A 21,630-nucleotide genomic window follows, 5' to 3' on the forward strand; every position below is an offset into this window, starting at 1 on the left:
CGCGAATATGGGAAACCGAAGCCCGTTTGTACAGAAAGCAAAGGGAAATTGGGTGAGAAGCATCATCGTCACCGGTTGCTCGTCGGGCATTGGCGCCTATTGCGCAGGCGCGCTCCATCAGGACGGCTGGCGGGTGTTCGCCACAATCCGCCGGGAGGAGGATGGCGAGAAGTTGCGCGCGCTCGGCATCGAAACCTTGCTGATGGACTACACCGATGAGGCTTCGATCGAGCATCTGGCAGATGAGGTGTTTCGCCGCACCGGCGGTACGCTCGATGCCCTGTTCAACAACGGTGCCTATGGCCAGGCCGGTGCAGTCGAGGATCTGCCGACTTCAGCCCTTCGCGAGCAGTTCGAGACCAATGTCTTCGGCTGGCACACGCTGACCCGACGGGTGATTCCTGCCATGAGGAAAAAGGGCGAAGGCCGCATCGTTCAGTGCTCCTCGATCCTCGGCATCGTCCCCTATCGCTGGCGCGGCGCCTATACCGCGTCGAAATTCGCGCTGGAAGGCTTGAGCCTGACGCTGCGCATGGAGCTCGAAGGCTCCGGCGTGCAGGTCTCGCTGATCGAGCCGGGCCCGATCGATACGCGTTTCACGGCGAACGCGCTGACCCATATTCGCCGCACCATCGACCTCGAGAACTCGGTCCATGCTGAGGATTACAAGCGGCAACTTGCCCGGTTGGAGGGGACAGGCCCGGTCAACCGCCACAAGCTTGGCCCGGACGCAGTCTACAAAGTGCTGACCCATGCCTTGACCGCCAAGCGCGCCCGCCCACATTATCTCGTGACCAAACCCGCCAAACAGGGCGCCTTCCTCAAACGCCTGATGCCGGCAGACCTGTTTTACAGGCTGATGCGGTCACTCGACTGAACACTGAATAAAGGCACCTGATCCATGTCCGCCGTCACCACAACCATCACCCTCATTGTCATGGGGCTTGTCGTCCTCGTCCTGATCCGGGGATTGTTCAACATGCTGAAGGGCGGCAGCGGCAACACGTCCAACAAGCTGATGCAGGCACGCCTTGCGCTGCAGGCCCTGGCCATTGCATTGATCATGCTGACACTCTGGATCACCGGCGGCGGAAGGTAAGGCATCATGGTCAAGCTCAACAAGATCTACACGAGAACCGGCGATGACGGCACGACGGCTCTGGTCACCGGTCCCCGCCGGCTGAAGCATGACCTGCGCGTCGACGCCTATGGCACGATCGACGAAACCAATTCCGCGATCGGAATTGCCCGGCTGCACACGAAGGACGACCCCGAACTGGACGGCATGCTGATGCGCATCCAGAACGATCTCTTCGATCTGGGTGCCGACCTTGCCGCACCGGAGACCGGCGAAGTGCTCTCCTATGAACCGCTCCGGGTCATCGAGGCCCAGGTGGACCGGATCGAGCGCGAGATCGACCAGTTGAATGCCAGCCTAGACCCACTCAAATCCTTCATTCTGCCCGGCGGCAGCCCGGCGGCAGCCTATCTGCACCTCGCCCGCACCACAGCGCGCCGCGCCGAGCGCATCATGGTCGAACTTTCCCGCTTCGATGGCGAGGAAGTAGGCAAGCCCGCGCTGAAATATGTGAACCGCCTGTCGGACTTCCTTTTCGTCGCCGCCCGCTTTGCGAATGACCAGGGCAAGGCGGATATTCTCTGGGTGCCGGGGAAGAACAGGTAGAACCGGACAGGTCTCACGCGACTTGTAAGTCAAAGCAAGTCCCGGCGACCATCGCGCCAGTTCACCCCCCTCTGTCACTGCGTGACATCTCCTCGCACCGGGGAAAGCCGCGCGGACTTTTTCTCTCCCCTGGAGGGAGAGAATGGAATTTCAGCATCTTAGCCTTCGGCTAGGTGCTAGAAGTTCCAAGTGAGGGGGAGATTCCTGCCCGCCTCACCGAGCCCCTCACCAACAAAATCAGAAGTTTAGCCCTGATCGGGCTAACTCTTCGATTTTGTAACCTCTCCCGCAAGGGGAGAGGAAAGGCGGCGCCAAAATTCAAATTGTCAAAAAACCATGGCCAATGTCCGGTCGGGTTTTGCCCTCCGGTTGCGGCCATGTTGGCCTTTGTCTTTCGTCTCGGACAGGGCGCCAGAAGCAACCTATCTAAGTAGTTTATGTGGCTCCTTCCGGCGCCCTGTTCGGTGTCTTTTCCATCGCAGTGTCTCGCTGCAGAGGCGGCGGTGACGGGACGATCATTTTCGATCCACCGTCGTCCGGGCTTGAGGGTCGGGTCATGGCATTGGCGCCATACCCTGGCCGGTTGGCCCGGGAGGTTCCCGCCGGATGTGCACCCCCGGCCGGACCCTCAGTCCCGGGGAGGCCCTTTGATCCTTGTCGGATCTTCAGGCTCCCCGCCGTCTTGTCATCCGGCATTTGCGCCGGACGCCTCCTTGTGTGCCTCCCGGGCACGCCCCTTCTGATCAGGCAGGAAGATCAAGAACCGGCATCCGGGCCGGTTGTCCCTTCTTCCTGGCGAAGGGAGGGAGACCGTTGCGACGCCGTTATCTTGGACCTGCGACAACCCTCCACCCCGGCACCGGCCCCGCCTCGCCGGACTTCGCACTGTCCGGTGTATCCGAGGGCGGAACGGGATGAGTATGAGGCAGAGAAAACGGAGGGGGATGAAAATGGGGTATGGTGATTGGAATGATTGGGGGACTTGGAGAATTCATCCCCCAAAAAGCAGCAAAACCGCGTCGTTGACCCGTAAGGGTTAAGGGGATTTTTTGAGAGGCGAGGTTTTGATCACGAAAGTGTGATCGGCATCCCATCTCCCCCCATGCGGGGGAGAAAGCGATTTCGATGAATTAGGCCAGCGCAAGCGGCCTAAACATCTGAAATCGCAAGAGGGGGGCGCGGTCAGGTGAGTGCCAGCATAACTGCGCCCCTCTCCTGGAAAATCTGAAGTTTAGGCGGCTTGCGCTCGCCTAAGCCTTCGATTTTCCGTCCTCCCCCGCAAGGGGGGAGGTGGGCTGCGGGTCTGTCTCTCCCCTTGGCGGGAGAGGGAAGGTGCGCGCAGATGCCTCCTCATACCCTTTCGCGTGGGTTCGTGCAGGCGGACGGAAATCGGGATGGCGTTTCATGCTTGCAAGCGATGGTCCGGCATATCATGGTGCAGCGGCGGAGGAGATGATGGAGACATGGTCGACCCGGCCGCCAAACGATTTGTCCAAGAGGCGCGATGTTTATTCCACTGCATGACAGGAATGCGCTGAAGCATATTCGCCGGCAATATGTGACGCTGGGGCTGATTGCCGCCAATGTGATCACCTATGCGCTGACCAGCATCATGCCGGAAACGGTCTTTGAGCTGGGGGTCTATGGTCTGGGCTTCATTTCGGCGGTGGCCTTTCAATTCGCCGAGCTCGATCCGTCGCTGGTGCTGGTGCCCGAACAGGCGACCTATGTGACCTATGCTTTCCTGCATGCAAGCTGGCTGCATCTGGGCTCGAACATGCTGTTTCTCTGGGTCTTCGGCGACAATGTCGAAGATGCCATGGGCCATTTCCGCTTTCTGGTTTTCTATCTTCTCTGTGCAGCAGCCGGAGCGCTGGTGCATGGGCTGGTGATGCCGACGAGCGAGGCGCCGCTGATCGGGGCCTCGGGGGCCGTCTCCGGTGTTGTGGCGGCCTATCTGATGCTGCATCCCAAGGTGCGCGTCTGGGTGCTGGTTTTCATGCGCTTCCCGCTACCGCTACCGGCCTTTATCCCGCTTTTGCTCTGGATCGGGCAGCAGTTCTTCATGCTGCTGTTTGATACGGGAAGCAATGTATCCTGGGGCGCCCATGTCGGCGGGATCGTGGCCGGCGGATTTCTGGTCGTCATCATGAAAAGGCGCAATGTCCCGCTCTTTGACCGCAGCCTTGTGACGCCAAGGGCTGTGGAGCATCGGCTGGTGCCGGTCGATCCGACACCACCGAAGCCGGAGAAGAAGCCCTCGCCGGTGCACTGGGGCAGGTAGTCGCACGGACAGGGTGAATATTGACGTTCACGTCAACGTAATTTATTGCTGCGTACAAATGGCACTCCCTGGGAGGGGAAGCGTTGTGTTTGGGATAAAAATGCGTATCGATGTCGCCCACCGACCAACGGCGGCAAGCATTCAGACGCATTTTCCGTCGGGAAGCATTGAAGGAAGGAACTCATGAAAATACTCGTGACCGTGAAGCGCGTAGTTGACTACAACGTCAAGATTCGCGTGAAGCCGGATGGCTCCGGCGTTGAACTGGCCAACGTGAAGATGTCGATGAACCCCTTCGACGAAATCTCGGTCGAGGAAGCGCTGCGGCTGAAGGAAGCCGGCAAGGCGGACGAGGTTGTCGTCGTATCGATCGGCCCGGCCAAGGCGGAAGAAACGCTGCGCACCGGTCTTGCCATGGGCGCTGACCGGGCGATCCTGGTTGAGAGCGACGAAGCCGTGGAGCCGCTGGCTGTTGCCAAGATCTTGAAGGGTGTCATTGAAGCCGAACAGCCTGGTCTGGTGATCACCGGCAAGCAGGCAATCGACGACGACTCGAACCAGACCGGGCAGATGCTGGCAGCGCTTCTTGGCTGGGGTCAGGCAACCTTTGCCTCGAAGGTTGAACTGGCAGACGGCTCGGCCAATGTCACCCGCGAAGTCGATGGCGGCCTGCAGACGATCAATGTCAAGCTGCCGGCCATCGTTACGACGGACCTGCGCCTCAACGAGCCGCGCTACGCCTCGCTGCCGAACATCATGAAGGCGAAGAAGAAGCCGCTCGACAAGAAGACACCTGCTGATTTCGGCGTCGATATCGCACCGCGCCTCAAGGTTCTGAAGACCGAGGAGCCGGGCGGGCGCAAAGCCGGCATCAAGGTCAAGTCGGTTGCCGAGCTGGTCGAAAAGCTGAAGACCGAAGCAGGCGTATTGTAATGAAAACCGTGAGGCCCGCCTGAAAAGGTCGGGTCGCTGCGTATCCGGGGCTCACCTTGACAATCGACGTGTCCTCCCGGTTCTCGCACCCCAGCCTTTTCGGCTGGGCCTGACGGATTTCCAAGGGAACTCTATTCGAGGATTGAACCATGGCTATTCTACTTCTCGCAGAACACGACAATGCAAGCATCTCCGAACAGACGGCAAAGGCGCTGACAGCGGCCAGCCAGATCGGCGGCGATGTGCATGTGCTGGTCGCAGGCGCAAATGCCAAGGGTGCGGCAGAGGGCGCTGCCAAGCTTGCGGGCGTTGCAAAGGTGCTGCATGCCGACAGCGCCGACTATGCCAACAGCCTGGCCGAGCCGCTGGCGGCTCTCATCGTCGAGCTGGCGTCCGGCTATGACGTCATCATGGCTGCCGCAACCTCCGTCGGCAAGAACGTGCTGCCGCGCGTGGCCGCCCTGCTTGACGTGATGCAGGTGTCCGAAATCATCGAGGTTGTTTCGCCCGACACCTTCAAGCGTCCGATCTATGCCGGCAATGCGATCCAGACGGTGCAGTCGACCGACGCCAAGAAGGTCATCACGGTCCGCACGGCCTCCTTCTCGGCTGCAGGCGAAGGTGGCTCGGCGGCAATTGAAAGCATCAGCGCCGTGGCAAATCCGGGCGTATCGAGCCACGTCTCGGATGCCTTGTCCTCGTCCGACCGTCCGGAACTGACTTCCGCCAAGATCATCATTTCCGGTGGTCGCGCACTCGGCTCTTCGGAAAAGTTCCAGGAAGTCATCCTTCCCGTCGCCGACAAGCTGGGGGCGGCCATCGGCGCCTCGCGCGCCGCCGTCGATGCCGGTTACGCACCGAACGACTGGCAGGTTGGCCAGACGGGCAAGGTGGTTGCGCCGCAGCTCTACATCGCCTGCGGTATCTCGGGCGCCATCCAGCACCTTGCCGGCATGAAGGATTCGAAGGTCATCGTCGCGATCAACAAGGACGAAGAGGCACCGATCTTCCAGGTCGCCGATTACGGTCTTGTGGCCGACATCTTCGAAGCACTTCCCGAACTCGAAAAGTCGCTCTGATCGCCTTTTCGCAAGTGCGAAAAGACTGGAAATGACAGGCAGACCTGTCTAAAAATTGCCGGGCTGGTATGGCCCGGCAGTTTTGTTCGTGACAGCCATGAGGGACGGTGAGGAGAGCGTGATGACCATGACAATCAGCAATGTGGGTGTGGTTGGTGCCGGCCAGATGGGCTGCGGCATCGCCCAGGTTTCCGCTGCGGCGGGCTACAAGGTCATCATGTACGATCTGGCCAAGGAGCGGATCGAAGCAGGCCTTGCCACGATTAATGGCAACCTCGCCCGACAGGTGGCTAGTGGCAAGATGTCGGATGATGCCCGCAAGGCGGCCCTCGACCGCATTTCCGGCACCACCGACATCAACGACATGGCCTCCCTCGACCTGGTGATCGAAGCCGCCACCGAAGACGAGAGCGTCAAGCGCAAGATCTTCGCCCAGCTCTGCCCCGTGCTGAAGCCCGAGGCGCTGCTCGCCACCAACACATCCTCGCTGTCGATCACCCGCCTTGCCTCGGCCACCGACCGCCCTGAACGCTTCATGGGCATCCACTTCATGAACCCGGTTCCGGTGATGAAGCTGGTTGAACTGGTGCGCGGCATTGCGACCGAAGAAGAGACATTTTCGACCGCCAAGGCCTTCGTCACCACGCTGGACAAGACGATCACCGTGGCCGAAGACTTCCCCGCCTTCATCGTCAACCGCATCCTGCTGCCGATGATCAACGAGGCGATCTATACGCTGTATGAAGGTGTCGGCTCGGTCGAGGCGATCGATACGGCGATGAAGCTTGGTGCCAACCATCCGATGGGTCCGCTGCAGCTTGCCGACTTTATCGGTCTCGACACCTGCCTCTCGATCATGCAGGTGCTGCATGACGGGCTGGCGGATTCGAAATATCGCCCTTGCCCGCTGCTGGTCAAATATGTCGAGGCAGGCTGGCTCGGTCGCAAGTCCGGTCGCGGCTTCTATGACTATCGCGGCGATGTGCCGGTTCCGACACGATAAGCCACGTTTTCAAGGTCTGACCCGCCCATTCCTGCAAGACACGGTTTCGGCGGAAAGATATTTGCCGCCCGGCTTGATCATTGGTCGGCCATTCCTCGGAAGAGGCAGGCCGACCCTCTAGTTTGCAGCTCACTATTGATCCTGCAGTCTGGAGCCAGTTCATGAAGCGTTTCCTCCTGATCGGTGCGGCCGTTGTCGCACTTTCCACCACCCTGGCAGCGCCGCTGTCCGCACAGGCCGCCGACAAGCTGCTGAATGCTTCCTATGACATTGCGCGCGAAATCTTCGCGGCCCAGAACGAGGCCTTCATCAAGGCCAATCCGGGCGTCACGATCGACCAGTCGCATGGCGGCACCTCGCGTCAGGCCCGCGCCATCGTCGAAGGGCTGGACGCAGATGTCGTGACCTTCAATCAGGTGACCGATGTCGAATTCCTAGTGCGCAACGGCTTTGTCAACGAGGGCTGGCAGTCGGAATTCCCCAACAACGCCTCGCCCTTCTACTCCTTCCCATCCTTCCTGGTGCGCGCCGGCAATCCGAAGAACATCAAGGATTGGGAAGATCTCGCCCGTGACGATGTGCAGGTGATCTTCCCGAACCCGAAGACCTCGGGCAATGCCCGCTACACCTACCTGGCGGCCACGGCCTACGCGAAGGAGAAGTTTGCCGGCGATGAAGCCAAGGTCACGGAATTCGTCGACAAGATCTTCGACAACGTGCCTGTCTTCGATACCGGAGGCCGCGCAGCCACGACGACCTTTGTCGAGCGTGAACTGGGTGACGTGATCATCACCTTCGAAGCCGAAACCAAGGCGATCGCCAAGCAGTATGGCGAAGACAAGTTCCAGCAGGTCGTTCCCTCCGTCAGCCTGCTCGCCGAATTCCCGGTCGCCATCGTCGACAAGGTGGCCGACGAAAAGGGCAGCCAGGATCTGGCCAAGCAGTATCTCGGCTTCCTCTATTCGCCGGAAGGCCAGAAGATCGCCGCCAAATTCGGCCACCGCGTTCATGACGAAACGGTTGCAGCCGAATACAAGGACCAGTTCCCGGAAATCCGCCTTGTCACCGTCGAGGATGTCTTCGGCGGCTGGGAAAAGGTTCAGGCCGAGCACTTTGCCGAAGGCGGCATTCTCGACGGCATCTATGGAAGCCGCTGATCCGTCAGGATTGCATCTTCTCGGGCCGGCGGGTATTCCCGCCGGTCTTCTCGTGACTGCATCTCTCAGGAAAGGACCAGCCTCTTGAAACGGCGCGTTTTGCCAGGCCTCAAGCTGTCCCTCGGGATCACGCTGGTCTATGCGGCGATCATCATCATGCTGCCGCTGATGGCGTTGATCTTCAAGGCGGCAAGCCTCGGACCCAGTGACTATTGGCGCATTGTCTCGTCCGAACGGGCCGTTGCGAGCTATGTCGTGACCGTCGGCTCTGCCTTTGCTGCAACGATCTTCAACCTGATCTTCGGTCTGGCGCTGGCCTGGGTGCTGGTGCGCTATCGTTTTCCCGGCCGGCGGATCGTCGATGCCCTGGTCGACCTGCCTTTTGCGCTGCCGACGGCAGTCGCAGGCATTGCCCTCACCACGCTGTTTGCCAACAACGGCTGGTTCGGCTCGGTCCTTTCGGACATCGGCATCAAGGTCGCCTATACGCCGCTCGGCATCATGATTGCCATGGCCTTTACCAGCCTGCCCTTCATCGTGCGCACCGTTCAGCCTGTTCTCGAAGAACTGGATCCGGCGCTGGAAGAGGCAGGACAAACGCTGGGCGGCAGCGACTGGTCGATCTTCGGGCGTGTCATCCTGCCGCTCCTGACGCCGGCACTTCTGGCCGGCACCTCGCTTGCCTTTGCAAGAAGCCTTGGCGAATTCGGCGCGATCATCTTCATTGCCGGCAACCAGCCCTTCTCGACCGAGATTACCGCACTCCTCGCCTTCATCCGGCTCGAGGAATTCGACTATCCGGCAGCCGCCGCGATTGCATCGGTCATGCTGTTTGCCGCCTTCCTGATGCTGGCAGTCACCAATGCCCTGCAGGCCCGCGCGCTGCGCTACACGGTGAAAGGCTGAACCATCATGAGCCATTCTTCGACCGGCAAACGCCCGCCCCGCATCGGCGATGCACCGCTGTTCAAATACAGCCTGATCGGCATCGTGCTGGTGTTTGTCCTGCTCTTTGTCGTCGCGCCATTGGCCGTGATCGGCGAGCAGGCCTTCAGCCGGGGCATTCCCTATTTCCTGGAGACGATTGCCGATGCGGATACGCGCCATGCGATCCTCTTGACGGTGATCACGGCAGCCATTGCCGTGCCGCTCAACACCATCTTCGGTATTGCCGCCGCATGGGCCATCACCAAGCATGATTTCCGAGGCAAGCGGCTGCTGACGATCGTGATCGAGATCCCCTTCTCGATTTCACCCGTCGTTGCCGGCGTTTCCTACCTCTTTGTCTATGGCCTGCAGGGGCTGTTCGGCCCGGCCCTCGACAGCGCCGGATTGAAGATCATGTTTGCCCTGCCCGGCATCGTGCTTGCTTCCATGTTCGTCACCGCCCCCTTCGTCGCGCGTGAACTGATCCCGCTGATGCAGGCTCAGGGCCGTGATCTGGAGGAGGCGGCGACGTCGCTCGGTGCCAGCGGCTTTCGCACCTTCTTTTCGATCACGCTGCCGAATATCAAATGGGCGCTGCTTTACGGCGTCGTGCTCTGCAATGCCCGCGTGATGGGTGAATTCGGCGCAGTCTCGATCGTGTCAGGCAATATCCGTGGCCAGACCAATACGCTGCCGCTTCATATCGAACTGCTCTACCACGACTACAATGCCGTCGGCGCCTTTGCCGCCGCCTCGATCCTGGCGACGCTCGCCCTCGTCACGCTGGTGGCCAAGGTCCTGCTGGAACGCCAGGGCGCCGGGCGTCGCAACCGCCCGCAGACGCTGGCCGGCACACAGAATTCCTCGGAGGTAACCTCGTGAACATTCGCCTCGACAGCGTCGTCAAGACGTTCGAAACCTTCCGCGCCGTTCATGGCGTCTCGCTCGACATCCAGAGCGGTGAACTGGTTGCGCTGCTCGGCCCTTCCGGCTCCGGCAAGACGACCATCCTGCGCATGGTGGCGGGTCTGGAATATTCCGACGACGGTCATATCCACTTCGGCGATGAGGATGCCACCGACATCCCGGTGCGTGACCGGGGCGTAGGCTTCGTGTTCCAGCATTATGCGCTTTTTCCCCATATGACGGTCGCAGAAAACATCGCCTTCGGCATGAAAGTCTCGAAGGTGAAGCGCTCTGCCCAAGATATTGACAAGCGGGTCGACGAACTGCTGAACCTTGTTCAGCTCGGTGGACTTGGGACACGCTTCCCCGGCCAGATCTCCGGTGGCCAGCGCCAGCGCGTGGCGCTCGCCCGTGCACTGGCCGTCGATCCGCGCGTGCTGCTGCTGGACGAACCATTCGGTGCGCTTGACGCCAATGTGCGTCGCGACCTGCGCCGCTGGCTGCGCTCGATCCATGACGAGCTCGGCATCACCACGCTCTTTGTCACCCACGACCAGGAAGAGGCCCTCGACCTTGCGGACCGGGTCGTCATTCTCGACAAGGGACGGATCGTTCAACAGGGAACGCCCGAAGAGGTCTGCCGCCATCCGGCCAATGCTTTCGTCATGCGCTTTCTCGGCGATACGAATGCGCTGAACGCCAAAGTCGAGAGCGGCAAGGCGACAGTCGCCAACATGACCTATGATGCGCAGGGCCTGTCGGACGGGCCGGCGGAACTGCTGTTTCGCCCGACAGATGTGATGTGGAGCGAAGACCCGACAAAGGGTGTGGTCGCGACCATTCTGCGCGTGCTGGATCGCCCCGGTTCGCGCCGCGTCCTGGCAAAAACGGCGGATGGAACAACGATCGAATTCGATGTCAGCCCCGATTTCGCCTATTTGAAGGGAACCTCCGGCTTCGCCGAAATCCTGCGTCCACGGATCTTTCAGAACTAAGTGGAAAGAACCGACAGCCGCTCTGTCAGGATCTGCCGAAAGAGCGACCGATGGCGGCAAAGCCCGCCATTCTTAGATTTTTAACATCACTCGCTCACACTGCGCCCAACGGGTGTGGGCGAATAAATCATGAGTCATGGATTGAAACTGCTATCTGCGGCCATGGGTCTGGCTGTCCTGTTTGGCGGCTCGCTCTGGATCGTTGTCCAGATCTACATCAACGAGATGAACGAGCGCCGCCTGCAGGAACTGCTGCAAACTGCCATCGTCCGGATGGAGCGACAGATCGATCTGGCTGTCATCGGCATGGGAGAACTGGTTGCAACTGGCCCTTTCGATTGCTCCGTCGAGGATCGAAAGGCCATGGAGCAAGTCGCCTTTTTGTCGGCTTCGATCCGCGAGATCAGGGTCGATTCCGCCAACGGAGGTTGTTGGGGCCATGACGGGCGTGACGAAGTCTTCGGCTCCAGCCTGACCACTATTCCAGTCCTGCCGGCCACCAACCCCGCCTATGAACTGGCAACCCTGAAGCTTGCCAACTGGCAGGGACTGATGGTGCGCTGGAAGCGAGATAATGGGTCAATTACCGCTTTGCTTGCGAGCTCCGGCATGCTGTTCGATCTGTTGTCGAGCGAGCTTCGCGACCACGCCAGCCTGGAACTGTCGCTGCAGGACGGCAGAATTTTTTCGCAATACCTGCCGGAAAGTGGCGCACAGGCGGTCGGGGACGACCCGGTGCAGTTCGGGGCCGCCTCTGATCGTTATCCGATCCAGGTGGAACTTCGCATCAACTCTGACACCTTCTCGACCTGGAACCGGATACCTGAGCCCGCAATCTTGGGCTTTGCGGCGCTGATGTCCGGCGTGTTCGGATTTCTGAGCGCGCGGGGCCTTGTTCGCCCTGCATCAAGACTTGACGAAATGGATGAGGCATTGGCGAAGGGCCATATCCAACCCCATTTCCAACCGCTTTTCAGCCTGGAAGACAATCACGTAACCGGCTTCGAAATGCTGGCCCGCTGGATCAAACCGGATGGCACATCAATCTCTCCGGCGGTCTTCATTCCACTTGCCGAAGACGAGCATCGGATCGATCCGCTGATCTTTTCGCTGCTTATTCAGGCCGGCGAGCAGATTGGCAATCTTCTGAGGGCAGACGCGGCCCTCAAGATGTCCTTCAACATAACACCGGCCCAGTTGCTGAGCGATGGTTTTGTCGAGCGATTGACAAAGCAGATCGATGCGGCGGGACTGCCGCGCCACAGCCTCGTGCTGGAGATTACCGAGCGACAGCCGATTGCAGATGTTGAAAAGGCGCTGATGGTATCGGGCAGGCTTGCGGAGCTTGGCCTACGGATAGCAATTGACGACGCTGGAACCGGCCATAATGGGCTTTCGTCCCTCCATGCCCTGCAGGCAAACTATCTGAAGATCGACAAATACTTCATCGACGGCGTGACACTGAACCGCAAGTCCTTCGTGCTTGTGGAGGCGCTTGTGTCGCTTGGAGAACAGTTTGGCATGACGGTGATTGCCGAGGGTATTGAAAGCGAAGACCAGCTCGTAAAGCTTCGGGAACTCGGCATTCGCGAGGGTCAGGGCTTTGTCTTTTCGCGACCGCTTCCTGCCAATCAATTGGTCAAGCTGATTGAAGAAAAGAAAAGGCAGCCGATGAGGGCTGCCTGAGAGGGATGAGACGGCTCAGGGCTACACCTTCGGCAATATTTGTCTCAGCGAAAAATGACAACCGGCACCTTGCAGGAGCGGATCATCTCTGTGGTGGTGGAGCCGAGGAACAAAGTTCTCAGACGAGAATGGCTGTAGGCACCCATCGCCAGAAGATCGAACCCCTCGATCTCGATGGCTTCGGAGATAACCTTTTCTGCCGACCCCGGCACGAGAGAGAGATCCGGACTGTAGCCTGCGGCTTTCAGGATCACGGCTGCATCATCAAGCTTCCTGCGGTTCTCCGTCGTATCGGCACCGGCCATGACAAGCTTCGCCCCAAGGCCGTCAAGGATCGGACTGCGCGCAACCTGATCGACCGTCTTGAGCGCAGTCGCACCGCCGTCAAAGGCAATCAGGAGCTTGTTCACCGGTTTGAAGGCCCGTGAGGCAATGACAATGGCGCGATGGGTTGAGCGCACGACACGTTCCAGATTGGAACCGAGATGCCCCTTGGCAAAATCGGCACCCTCGCCGCGCTTGCCAATCACGATGATATCGGCGCCGGCCTCCATTTCCTGCACGGTTTCAATCAGATCGCCATTGCGCAATCTCGTTTCGACCGAGGCAATACCGGCTGCATGCAGACGCGCCTTGGCATCTTCCAACAGCAAGCGCCCGCGCTTTTGTGCCACCTTGGCCTTTTGCGCATCAAGCTCGGCGAGTTCCTTCAGCAAAGCAGTGCGGGCACCAAGACCGATATTGCCGCTGAGATCGGCAGGCTCAACCGTTTCTTGATCGCCGATCACATGCAGGAGTTCGACGGAGACATCCGTCTTCTTTGCAATCCAGGCAATGTGGTCACACACACTCGCGGCATAATTGGAGCCATCGATCAGTCCCAGAATTCGTGTCATGCCCAGTCCTCCCTCAATGCCCCATAAGGCGTTCCATGGCACCCGGCTTGTCGTGAATGGCCAGCTTGTCGACAAGCGTCTCGCTTGCTTCGTTGAGGCCAATGATTTCCACATCAGCGCCTTCACGGCGGAATTTCAAGACGATCATGTCGAGCGCCGCGACACTGGAAATATCCCAGATATGGGCATGGCTGACGTCGATCGTCACCTTGTCAAGCACTTCCTTGAAATCAAACGCCTTGTTGAAGTCTTCAACCGAGGCAAAGAAGAGCTGACCCCTGACCGTGTAGGTGCGATGCAGGCCATCGGCTGACAGAACCGACGTGATCTGGAAAATCTGCGCAATCTTCCACGCAAAGAAGATGGCCGAGAGCAGAACGCCAATCAGAACACCGATGGCGAGGTTGTGGGTGTAGACGACCCCGACGACAGTCGCGATCATCACGATCGAGGATGAGCCTGGGTGATCCTTGAGGTTCTTGATCGACGACCAGGAAAACGTGCCGATCGACACCATGATCATGATGGCGACAAGAGCCGGCATCGGGATCTGGCTGACGAGATCGCCGAGCACGAGGATCATGAACAGCAGAAAGACGCCGGCGCAGAAGGTGGACAAACGTCCGCGCCCGCCGGACTTCACGTTGATGATCGACTGGCCGATCATCGCGCAGCCCGCCATGCCACCGATGAAACCGGTCGCCGTATTGGCAATACCCTGACCGACACATTCGCGGTTCTTGTCGCTCGGCGTATCGGTCAGATCATCGATGACCTGGGCCGTCATCAACGATTCCAGAAGGCCGACGGTGGCAATGCCGACCGAATAGGGCAGGATGATCATCAGGGTTTCCAGCGTGAGCGGGATCTGCGGGATCAGGAAGACAGGAAGCGTTGACGGCAATTCGCCCATGTCACCCACGGTACGCACATCAAAGCCAAAGGCGATCGACAGGATCGTCAAAACGATGATGCAGATCAGCGGCGAGGGAACGGCGCGCGTGATGTAGGGAAAGAGATAGATGATCGCGAGGCCCGCTGCGACCAGCACATAGGTCAGCATCGGCACATCGATGAGTTCCGGAAGCTGCGCCATGAAAATGAGGATCGCCAGCGCATTGACAAAGCCCGTCATCACCGACTTCGACACGAAACGCATCAGCTGGCCAAGCTTGAAGATACCGGCGACGATCTGGATCAGCCCTGCCAGAACCGTGGCCGCCAGAAGATATTCGAGACCGTAGTCGCGCACCAGCGTGACCATCAGCACGGCTGTGGCTGCTGTGGCCGCCGAGATCATGCCGGGCCGGCCACCGACAAAGGCGATCAGGACGGCAATCGAGAAGGAGGCGTAAAGGCCGATCTTCGGATCGACACCGGCAATGATCGAAAAGGCGATCGCCTCGGGAATGAGCGCAAGCGCAACCACGAGACCGGCAAGCACATCGGCACGCGGATTGGAAAACCACTCGGCACGATAGCGTGCGAGGTCGAAGCTTCTGGATGACATGTGATATCCCGCAAGATTGACGGCACGGGGCACAAGCCCACGCAATGTCTTCAATGAATGAGGGTTATCCGGCGGATCGGCGGCCGGAAGAGCCACCCGGAATTTCACCGGGTCCTTGTGAATGGAACCGTCTTAGCTGCCGCTTGCTCTCAAGGCAAGTTATTGCAATGCAAAGCGGCGATCAGGGGGTGACCGCCGCCGCAATCAGTGCCTTGGCATCCGCGCCATCCCAGACGGCAGGACCGTTCATCGCCGACAGCAGGCAGCCCTGTTCGTCGATCAGCAGCGTGACCGGCAGACCAAAGGCGAGGCCGTCCTTCTTCAGCTTGTTGAAAACACCCATGCTGGCATCCCGATAGAGGCCGAGGCTGTCGACGCCGATCTCCTCAAGGAAGGAGCGTGGCTTTTCCACGTCGCCCGTGTCGATATTGATGGCCAGTACCTTGAAGTCATCACTGCCAAGCGCCTCCTGGAGATTGTTGAGCGCCGGCATTTCCTCACGACAGGGCACGCACCAGGTGGCCCAGAGGTTGAGGAGCACCGTCTGGTCGCGGAAATCGGCCATGGTCACGGGTTTGCCATCGGCATCCTGGAAGCTCAGGCCTTCGATCAAACGCGGCGCGGTCACGGGCACCATGGCTGCGACATCGCCTCTCGAAAAGGGTGCGAGAGCCTCCGCCTCCGCCATCGACGCCTGACACTGTGCCGCCGATGCCGTCTGCTCACCATTGCCAGACAGGGCAAGGTTCACGTATACCGCAGCCGCACCGACAACAAGGCCGGCAAGCACGGCAAATCCAACCAGTTTGGCGGGAGACAGACCTGAGGGTCTTTTTTCTGTCATGACATTCTCCAGGACGGGCATCAGATGGCTGAGGACAGCAAGGACAACAAATCCTCCAACCAGATGTGGGGCGGTCGCTTTGCGTCCGGACCCGCAGCCATCATGGAGGAGATAAATGCCTCCATCGGTTTCGACAAGAAGCTCTATGCCCAGGATATCCGCGGCTCAAAGGCGCATGCGACCATGCTGGCGCACCAAGGCATTATCTCGGCCGAAGATAAAGACAAGATCCTTCACGGGTTGGACACGATCCTGTCAGAGATCGAAAGCGGCCAGTTCGTCTTCTCGCGCAAGCTCGAAGACATTCACATGAACGTCGAGGCCCGTCTTGCCGAGCTGATCGGTTCCGCCGCCGGTCGCCTGCATACTGCCCGCTCGCGCAATGATCAGGTGGCGCTCGACTTCCGCCTCTGGGTGAAGGAAGAGCTGCAGAAGACGGAAGCCGCCTTGTCTGCACTGATCGCCGCCTTCCTGGATCGCGCCGAAGAGCATGCTGAAACCGTCATGCCCGGCTTTACCCATCTCCAGACGGCCCAGCCGGTGACCTTCGGGCATCACTGCATGGCCTATGTCGAGATGTTCGGCCGTGACCGCCAGCGTGTGCGCCACGCCATCGAACACCTCGACGAAAGCCCGATCGGGGCGGCAGCCCTTGCCGGCACCGGCTACAACATCGATCGTCACATGACGGCGGCAGCACTCGGCTTCCGCGAGCCGACCCGCAATTCGATCGACACTGTTTCGGACCGCGACTTTGCGCTGGAATTCCTGTCGATCGCCTCGATCTGCGCCACCCACCTGTCGCGGCTGGCCGAAGAGATCGTCATCTGGTCGACGCCACAATTCGGCTTCATCCGCCTGTCGGACGCCTTCTCCACCGGCTCCTCGATCATGCCGCAGAAGAAGAACCCGGATGCCGCCGAACTGGTGCGCGCCAAGACCGGCCGCATCAACGGTTCGCTGATCGCGCTCCTGACCGTGATGAAGGGCCTGCCGCTCGCCTATTCCAAGGACATGCAGGAAGACAAGGAACAGGTCTTCGACGCCGCCGAAAGCCTGGAACTGGCGATTGCCGCCATGACCGGCATGGTGACCGACATGACCATCCGCACCGACAAGATGAAGGCGGCGGCAGGTTCGGGTTACTCGACCGCGACCGACCTTGCCGACTGGCTGGTGCGCGAAGCGGGTCTTCCCTTCCGCGACGCCCACCATGTGACTGGCAATGCCGTTGCCATGGCCGAGAAGAAGGGCTGCGATCTTGCCGAGCTTTCGCTCGAGGAGTTGCAGGGCATCAACGCCGCGATCACTGCGGATGTCTACAACGTCCTCACCGTCGAGGCCTCGGTTGCGAGCCGCAAGAGCTTCGGTGGAACAGCGCCTTCGGAAGTCAGAAAGCAGATCGCCTGGTGGCGCGAACGCAACTGATGTCTTTTCGTGATGGGCGGATGACAAGAAACAGGCTGCACAAGCCATCGCTTTTTCGGTAGATGCTAAGGGCATCTTAATTTTGAATGGACCGGGTAATGGCCAAGACTTTTCGATCCGCAGTAATGGCAGTGTCTCTTCTGACGGCAGCTACGGTTGTTCTGACCGGCTGCGGTCGCAAGGGCGAACTCGACCGTCCGAGCACGCCTGTGGCCGAGCAGAACAAGCGCGACAGCACCGTGCAGCCGACGCCGTCGCGTCCATTCCTGCTCGATCCCCTCCTCTGACAGGGCCATTCCGGTGAACCATTTCGACTATCGTGACGGCGTACTTCATGCCGAGGACGTGCCCATCCCAGAAATTGCGCGTGCCGTTGGCACGCCCTTCTATTGCTATTCGACGGCAACGCTGGAGCGCCACTACAAGGTTTTTTCCCGCGCTTTCGAAGGCGTGGATGCGCTCGTCTGCTATGCGATGAAGGCCAATTCCAACCAGGCCGTCCTGAAAACGCTGGGACGCCTTGGCGCCGGTGTCGACGTGGTCTCGGAAGGCGAGCTTCGCCGCGCACTGGCCGCCGGCATCCCGGCAAACCGCATCATGTTCTCCGGCGTCGGCAAGACACCAAGCGAGATGGATTTAGGCCTTGAGGCGGGCATCTACTGCTTCAACGTCGAGAGCGAGCCGGAGCTGGAAGTGCTGAACCAGCGGGCCGTGAAGGCCGGCAAAAAGGCGCATGTCTCCTTCCGCATCAATCCCGATGTCGATGCCAAGACCCATGCCAAGATCTCGACCGGCAAGAAGGAAAACAAGTTCGGCATCTCCTACGAGCGGGCGCGTGCCGTCTATGCTCATGCCGCGACGCTGGAAGGGATCCACGTCTCCGGCATAGACATGCATATCGGCAGCCAGATCACCGATCTGCAGCCCTTCGAGGACGCCTTCCGTCTGCTGCGCGAACTCGTCGAGACACTGCGCGGCGATGGCCATCAGATCGATCACGTCGATGTCGGTGGCGGCCTCGGCATCCCCTACAAGGACGACAACAACCCGCCGCCCGAGCCGGACGCCTATGCGAAGATCGTCAAGGACCAGCTTGCCGGCCTGAACTGCCGCATCGTCACCGAGCCGGGCCGCCTGATCGTCGGCAATGCCGGCATCCTCGTGACCGAGGTCATCTATGTGAAAGACGGCGGCGAAAAGACATTCGTCATCGTCGACGGCGCAATGAACGACCTGATCCGCCCGACGCTCTACGAGGCCTATCACGAGATCAGGCCGGTGGTGATTTCGGCGGCGAATGCCCCACGCATCAAGGCCGATGTCGTGGGCCCCGTCTGCGAGACCGGCGACTATCTGGCGCTCGACCGCGAAATGGCCATGCCCAAGCCCGGCGACCTGATCGCGGTTGGCTCGGCGGGCGCCTATGGCGCGGTGCAGGCCGGCACCTACAATACTCGTCGGCTGGTGCCGGAGGTACTGGTCAACGGCAACGAGTTCCATGTGATTCGCCCGCGCCCGACCTATGAGGATCTGATCGCGCTCGACAGCGTTCCGGACTGGCTGGCCTGAACACGTTCACAATCCGGGGAGGGCGAGCGGAAAAAACGCTGCCTTTCCCCTGCAACCCTCGTCTTCGCCACAAAGCCTGCTATCTTTAGCCCGATACGAAGCGCATGATCGCGCGATCGATCGGAGACCCGACGGATGACAGATCCCCGCCCGGCCAGCCGGACATCATCAGCATTGAGCGCAGGCAGCTCCCTCGCACGGCGGGTCGGTATCAATCGGCTGCTCGCACGCATGGTGCTGATGGTCGAGCGGATCATTCCGCCGCTTCTGCCCATCTTTGGTACGGCAGCGATCTTTGTGTCGCTGGGTTGGCTCGGTGTTTACCGCATGCTGCCGGACATTGTTCGCCTGCTTCTGGTCTTCGCGCTCGTCTTCGCCTTCGTCGCCTCCTTCCTGCCCTTGCTGCGGCTCCGGCTGCCGACCACGCGCGAAGCCGATCGCCTGCTTGAGGAGCGCAACGGGTTGCAACACCAGCCTGTTGCGGTTCAGGACGATGAACCGGCCTTTGATAGTCCGTTCAGCCGGGCTCTCTGGCGCGAACACCAGCGTCGCATGGCCGAACGCATAGCGGCACTCGATGCCGGTCTGCCGCGACCGGACATTGCGCGGTTTGACCGCTATGCGCTGCGCGCGATCCCTGCCCTGCTCTTCGTCACGGCCTTTGCCTATTCCGGCTCCAATGGCGCAGGTTCCATTGCGGACGCCTTCCGCCAGCATCAGGATGCGACGACCGCGCCGGCAATGCGCATCGACGCCTGGATCACTCCGCCCGCCTATACCAGCCAGCCGCCGATCTTCCTGTCGGGACTTGGTACCCAATCGGCAGAGGGCGTGACCGTGCCGCAGGGCTCGCAGATGACGGTCCGTCTGAGCGGCGGCAATGCCGAAGAAAAAGTGACGTTCCGTGAAGCAGGGGACGGCGAAGTCATCGACATCGCTGCCAAGGAAGGCGATGCGCCGACCAACGCCATCAACCCCGATGCGCCGCCGCTTGCAGCACGCACCCATGAACTGGCTCTGGCGGAAAGCGGCGACCTTCTCGTCGGCGAGCGGCAATGGTCGATCACCGTGATACCCGACAAAGCCCCGGAAATTGCCTTCGACGGCACTCCACGGCGCGCACTGAATGGCGCGCTGGAAATCGCCTTCCGCGCCCAGGACGACTACGGCGTCCAGAGAGCCCATGCGGAGATCGTGCCAATCGGGCAAAAGGCGGGCGCAACGCCGCTTTATCCGCCACCGGACTACAAGCTCGACCTGCCGCGCCAGAATGCCCGCGATACCCGAGGTGTGACCAGCCGCGCCATCACCGAACATCCGCTGGCCGGCAGCCGTGTATCGATCACGCTGGTTGCGACGGATGGAGCAGGCCAGACAGGGCGAAGCGCGCCGATCGAGATGGTTCTTCCAGAGCGCAATTTCTCAGTCAAACTGGCAGGCGCAGTCGCCGAACAACGACAGATATTCTCTCTCGACACCCGCGAAATGCCTCTGGCAATCGCGCTCAACGAGGCGATCACCCTGCGCGCCGACGAGACGATCCCCAACCTCACGCATTTTCTCCTGATCGAATCCGCCCGCTCGCGCATGCAGCAGGTCCGCAATGAAGAGGAGATGAAGGACACCGCCGACTATCTCTGGGAAATTGCACTCGGCATTGAGGACGGCAATCTCTCGCTCGCCGAACGCCGTCTGCGGGATGCGCAGCAGGCTCTGGCCGACGCGTTGGAAAACGGCGCGACCGACGAAGAGATCCAGCGGCTGATGGACGAGCTCAGAGCTGCCATGCAGGAATTCATGCAGGCACTCGCCGAGCGGATGCCGCCGCCCGGACAGCAGCAGAACGCCCAGAACATGGTGCGTCCGCAGGACCTGAACAATCTGCTCGACCAGCTGGAAAACCTTGCACGATCAGGCAATCGCGACGCTGCTCGCGAACTCCTGTCCGAACTGCAGCGGATGATGAACAACATGCAGGCCGGGCGTCCGCAACAGGGCGGCCAGCAGGAAAACAGCGCCGCCCGTGAACAGATCGACCGGCTGGGCGAAATCATGCAGCAGCAGCAGCGGCTGATGGAAGAAACCTTCCGGCTCGATCAGGCGCTCCGCGACCGCCTCCAGAGAGGCGATCCGCAGCAAGGCGAAAAGGGCGAACAAGGCCAGCAGCAGCAAGGGCAGCAGGGCCAGCAGAACACCGACCAGATGACGGCGGAACAGCTGCGTGAGGCCCTGCGCAATCTGCGCGAACAACAGGAAGCACTCGGCGAGCAGCTTGGCCAGTTGCAGCAGGGATTGCGCGATCTGGGCATGGAGCCGGGTGAAGGATTCGGCGAGGCGCAACGCGAGATGCAAGGTGCCGGTGAAGCACTCGGCCAGGGTCAGGGCGGTGAAGCCGTCGACGGCCAGGGGCGTGCGATGGAAGCGCTGCGCCAGGGTGCGCGCGAGATGATGAACCAGATGATGCAGGCCCAGCAGGGTGAAGGCGGCCAGGGTCCTCAGATGGGTCAAGGCCAGGGTAATCAGGACGGCCGCGATCCGCTGGGCAGGCCGCGTGCAACCACGGGCCCGGACTTTGGCGAACGTGTGCGCGTGCCCGATGAGATCGATGTGCAGCGGGCTCGGGAAATCCTGGAATCCATTCGCGAGAAGCTGGGTGAAAACAGCAGTCCCGAGCTGGAACGCCGCTACCTCGAGCGATTGCTGGATATCCAGTAGGGAATGCGGTCTTG

The 21,630-nt window shown here is 60.4% G+C and carries 19 protein-coding genes and 1 other annotated feature; of the genes, 16 read left to right on the forward strand and 3 right to left on the reverse strand.

The features are described from left to right. Positions 1 to 7 precede the first annotated feature (7 nt). From FE840_RS02800 to FE840_RS02855, 12 genes are all read left to right on the forward strand, one after another. A complete protein-coding gene (locus tag FE840_RS02800) occupies positions 8 to 877 on the forward strand; it encodes an SDR family oxidoreductase (protein WP_138287348.1) in 870 nt (289 codons plus the stop codon). Between the two features lie 24 nt (positions 878 to 901). Continuing rightward, positions 902 to 1,099, forward strand: coding sequence for a twin transmembrane helix small protein (locus FE840_RS02805; RefSeq protein ID WP_138287347.1), 198 nt, complete (start codon positions 902 to 904; stop codon positions 1,097 to 1,099). Between the two features lie 6 nt (positions 1,100 to 1,105). Next, positions 1,106 to 1,684 carry a cob(I)yrinic acid a,c-diamide adenosyltransferase gene (locus FE840_RS02810; RefSeq protein WP_138287346.1) on the forward strand — a complete coding sequence of 193 codons (579 nt, stop codon included), beginning with the start codon at positions 1,106 to 1,108 and terminating at the stop codon, positions 1,682 to 1,684. Positions 1,685 to 3,188: 1,504 nt separating this feature from the next. Continuing rightward, positions 3,189 to 3,968: a rhomboid family intramembrane serine protease gene (locus FE840_RS02815; RefSeq protein ID WP_138287345.1), complete on the forward strand. Its 780-nt coding sequence runs from the start codon at positions 3,189 to 3,191 to the stop codon at positions 3,966 to 3,968. A 183-nt stretch (positions 3,969 to 4,151) separates the two neighbouring features. Then, positions 4,152 to 4,901, forward strand: coding sequence for an electron transfer flavoprotein subunit beta/FixA family protein (locus FE840_RS02820; protein ID WP_138287344.1), 750 nt, complete (start codon positions 4,152 to 4,154; stop codon positions 4,899 to 4,901). A 149-nt stretch (positions 4,902 to 5,050) separates the two neighbouring features. Beyond that, positions 5,051 to 5,980, forward strand: coding sequence for an electron transfer flavoprotein subunit alpha/FixB family protein (locus FE840_RS02825; protein ID WP_138287343.1), 930 nt, complete (start codon positions 5,051 to 5,053; stop codon positions 5,978 to 5,980). Between the two features lie 121 nt (positions 5,981 to 6,101). Next, entirely contained in the window at positions 6,102 to 6,983 is an 882-nt protein-coding gene (locus FE840_RS02830) for a 3-hydroxybutyryl-CoA dehydrogenase (protein ID WP_138287342.1), read from the forward strand. Between the two features lie 161 nt (positions 6,984 to 7,144). Then, a complete protein-coding gene (cysP, locus tag FE840_RS02835; RefSeq protein WP_138287341.1) occupies positions 7,145 to 8,140 on the forward strand; it encodes a thiosulfate ABC transporter substrate-binding protein CysP in 996 nt (331 codons plus the stop codon). 84 nt (positions 8,141 to 8,224) lie between these two features. Further along, positions 8,225 to 9,046, forward strand: coding sequence for a sulfate ABC transporter permease subunit CysT (gene cysT / locus FE840_RS02840; protein WP_138287340.1), 822 nt, complete (start codon positions 8,225 to 8,227; stop codon positions 9,044 to 9,046). A 6-nt stretch (positions 9,047 to 9,052) separates the two neighbouring features. Next, positions 9,053 to 9,949: a sulfate ABC transporter permease subunit CysW gene (gene cysW, locus FE840_RS02845; protein WP_138287339.1), complete on the forward strand. Its 897-nt coding sequence runs from the start codon at positions 9,053 to 9,055 to the stop codon at positions 9,947 to 9,949. Then, positions 9,946 to 10,968 (forward strand): sulfate/molybdate ABC transporter ATP-binding protein, encoded by a 1,023-nt coding sequence (locus FE840_RS02850; protein WP_138287338.1) that lies wholly within the window; start codon positions 9,946 to 9,948, stop codon positions 10,966 to 10,968. Before cysW ends, FE840_RS02850 begins: the two co-directional genes overlap by 4 nt. A gap of 129 nt (positions 10,969 to 11,097) precedes the next feature. Beyond that, complete coding sequence (locus FE840_RS02855; RefSeq protein ID WP_138287337.1) at positions 11,098 to 12,654, forward strand: EAL domain-containing protein; 1,557 nt, start codon at positions 11,098 to 11,100, stop codon at positions 12,652 to 12,654. 44 nt (positions 12,655 to 12,698) lie between these two features. Here the strand turns inward: FE840_RS02855 and FE840_RS02860 are convergent, their stop codons facing one another. The 3 genes from FE840_RS02860 to tlpA all read right to left on the reverse strand — a co-directional run bounded on the left by FE840_RS02860 (position 12,699) and on the right by tlpA (position 15,904). Then, positions 12,699 to 13,550, reverse strand: coding sequence for a universal stress protein (locus FE840_RS02860; RefSeq protein ID WP_138287336.1), 852 nt, complete (start codon positions 13,548 to 13,550; stop codon positions 12,699 to 12,701). A gap of 13 nt (positions 13,551 to 13,563) precedes the next feature. Further along, complete coding sequence (locus tag FE840_RS02865; RefSeq protein ID WP_138287335.1) at positions 13,564 to 15,060, reverse strand: SulP family inorganic anion transporter; 1,497 nt, start codon at positions 15,058 to 15,060, stop codon at positions 13,564 to 13,566. 62 nt (positions 15,061 to 15,122) lie between these two features. Further along, positions 15,123 to 15,178, reverse strand: a sequence feature (sul1 is cis-regulatory element that is thought to sense ions involved in sulfur or methionine metabolism; They are found in Alphaproteobacteria). A 63-nt stretch (positions 15,179 to 15,241) separates the two neighbouring features. Further along, positions 15,242 to 15,904, reverse strand: a complete 663-nt coding sequence (tlpA, locus tag FE840_RS02870) for a thiol:disulfide interchange protein TlpA (RefSeq protein WP_138287334.1) — start codon at positions 15,902 to 15,904, stop codon at positions 15,242 to 15,244. 24 nt (positions 15,905 to 15,928) lie between these two features. Here tlpA and argH point away from each other — a divergent pair, with 24 nt between their 5' ends. From argH to FE840_RS02890, 4 genes are all read left to right on the forward strand, one after another. Next, positions 15,929 to 17,332, forward strand: coding sequence for an argininosuccinate lyase (gene argH, locus FE840_RS02875; protein ID WP_138287333.1), 1,404 nt, complete (start codon positions 15,929 to 15,931; stop codon positions 17,330 to 17,332). A gap of 98 nt (positions 17,333 to 17,430) precedes the next feature. Next, positions 17,431 to 17,619, forward strand: coding sequence for an LPS translocon maturation chaperone LptM (gene lptM / locus FE840_RS02880; RefSeq protein WP_138287332.1), 189 nt, complete (start codon positions 17,431 to 17,433; stop codon positions 17,617 to 17,619). Positions 17,620 to 17,632: 13 nt separating this feature from the next. Then, the gene (gene lysA, locus FE840_RS02885; RefSeq protein ID WP_138287331.1) at positions 17,633 to 18,901 is read left to right on the forward strand and encodes a diaminopimelate decarboxylase; all 1,269 of its coding nucleotides are present in this window, start codon (positions 17,633 to 17,635) and stop codon (positions 18,899 to 18,901) included. A gap of 135 nt (positions 18,902 to 19,036) precedes the next feature. Continuing rightward, a complete protein-coding gene (locus tag FE840_RS02890) occupies positions 19,037 to 21,616 on the forward strand; it encodes a TIGR02302 family protein (protein ID WP_138287330.1) in 2,580 nt (859 codons plus the stop codon). The last annotated feature ends 14 nt before the right edge of the window (positions 21,617 to 21,630 follow it).

Source organism: Peteryoungia desertarenae (assembly GCF_005860795.2).
GTDB classification, from domain to species: Bacteria; Pseudomonadota; Alphaproteobacteria; order Rhizobiales; family Rhizobiaceae; genus Allorhizobium; species Allorhizobium desertarenae.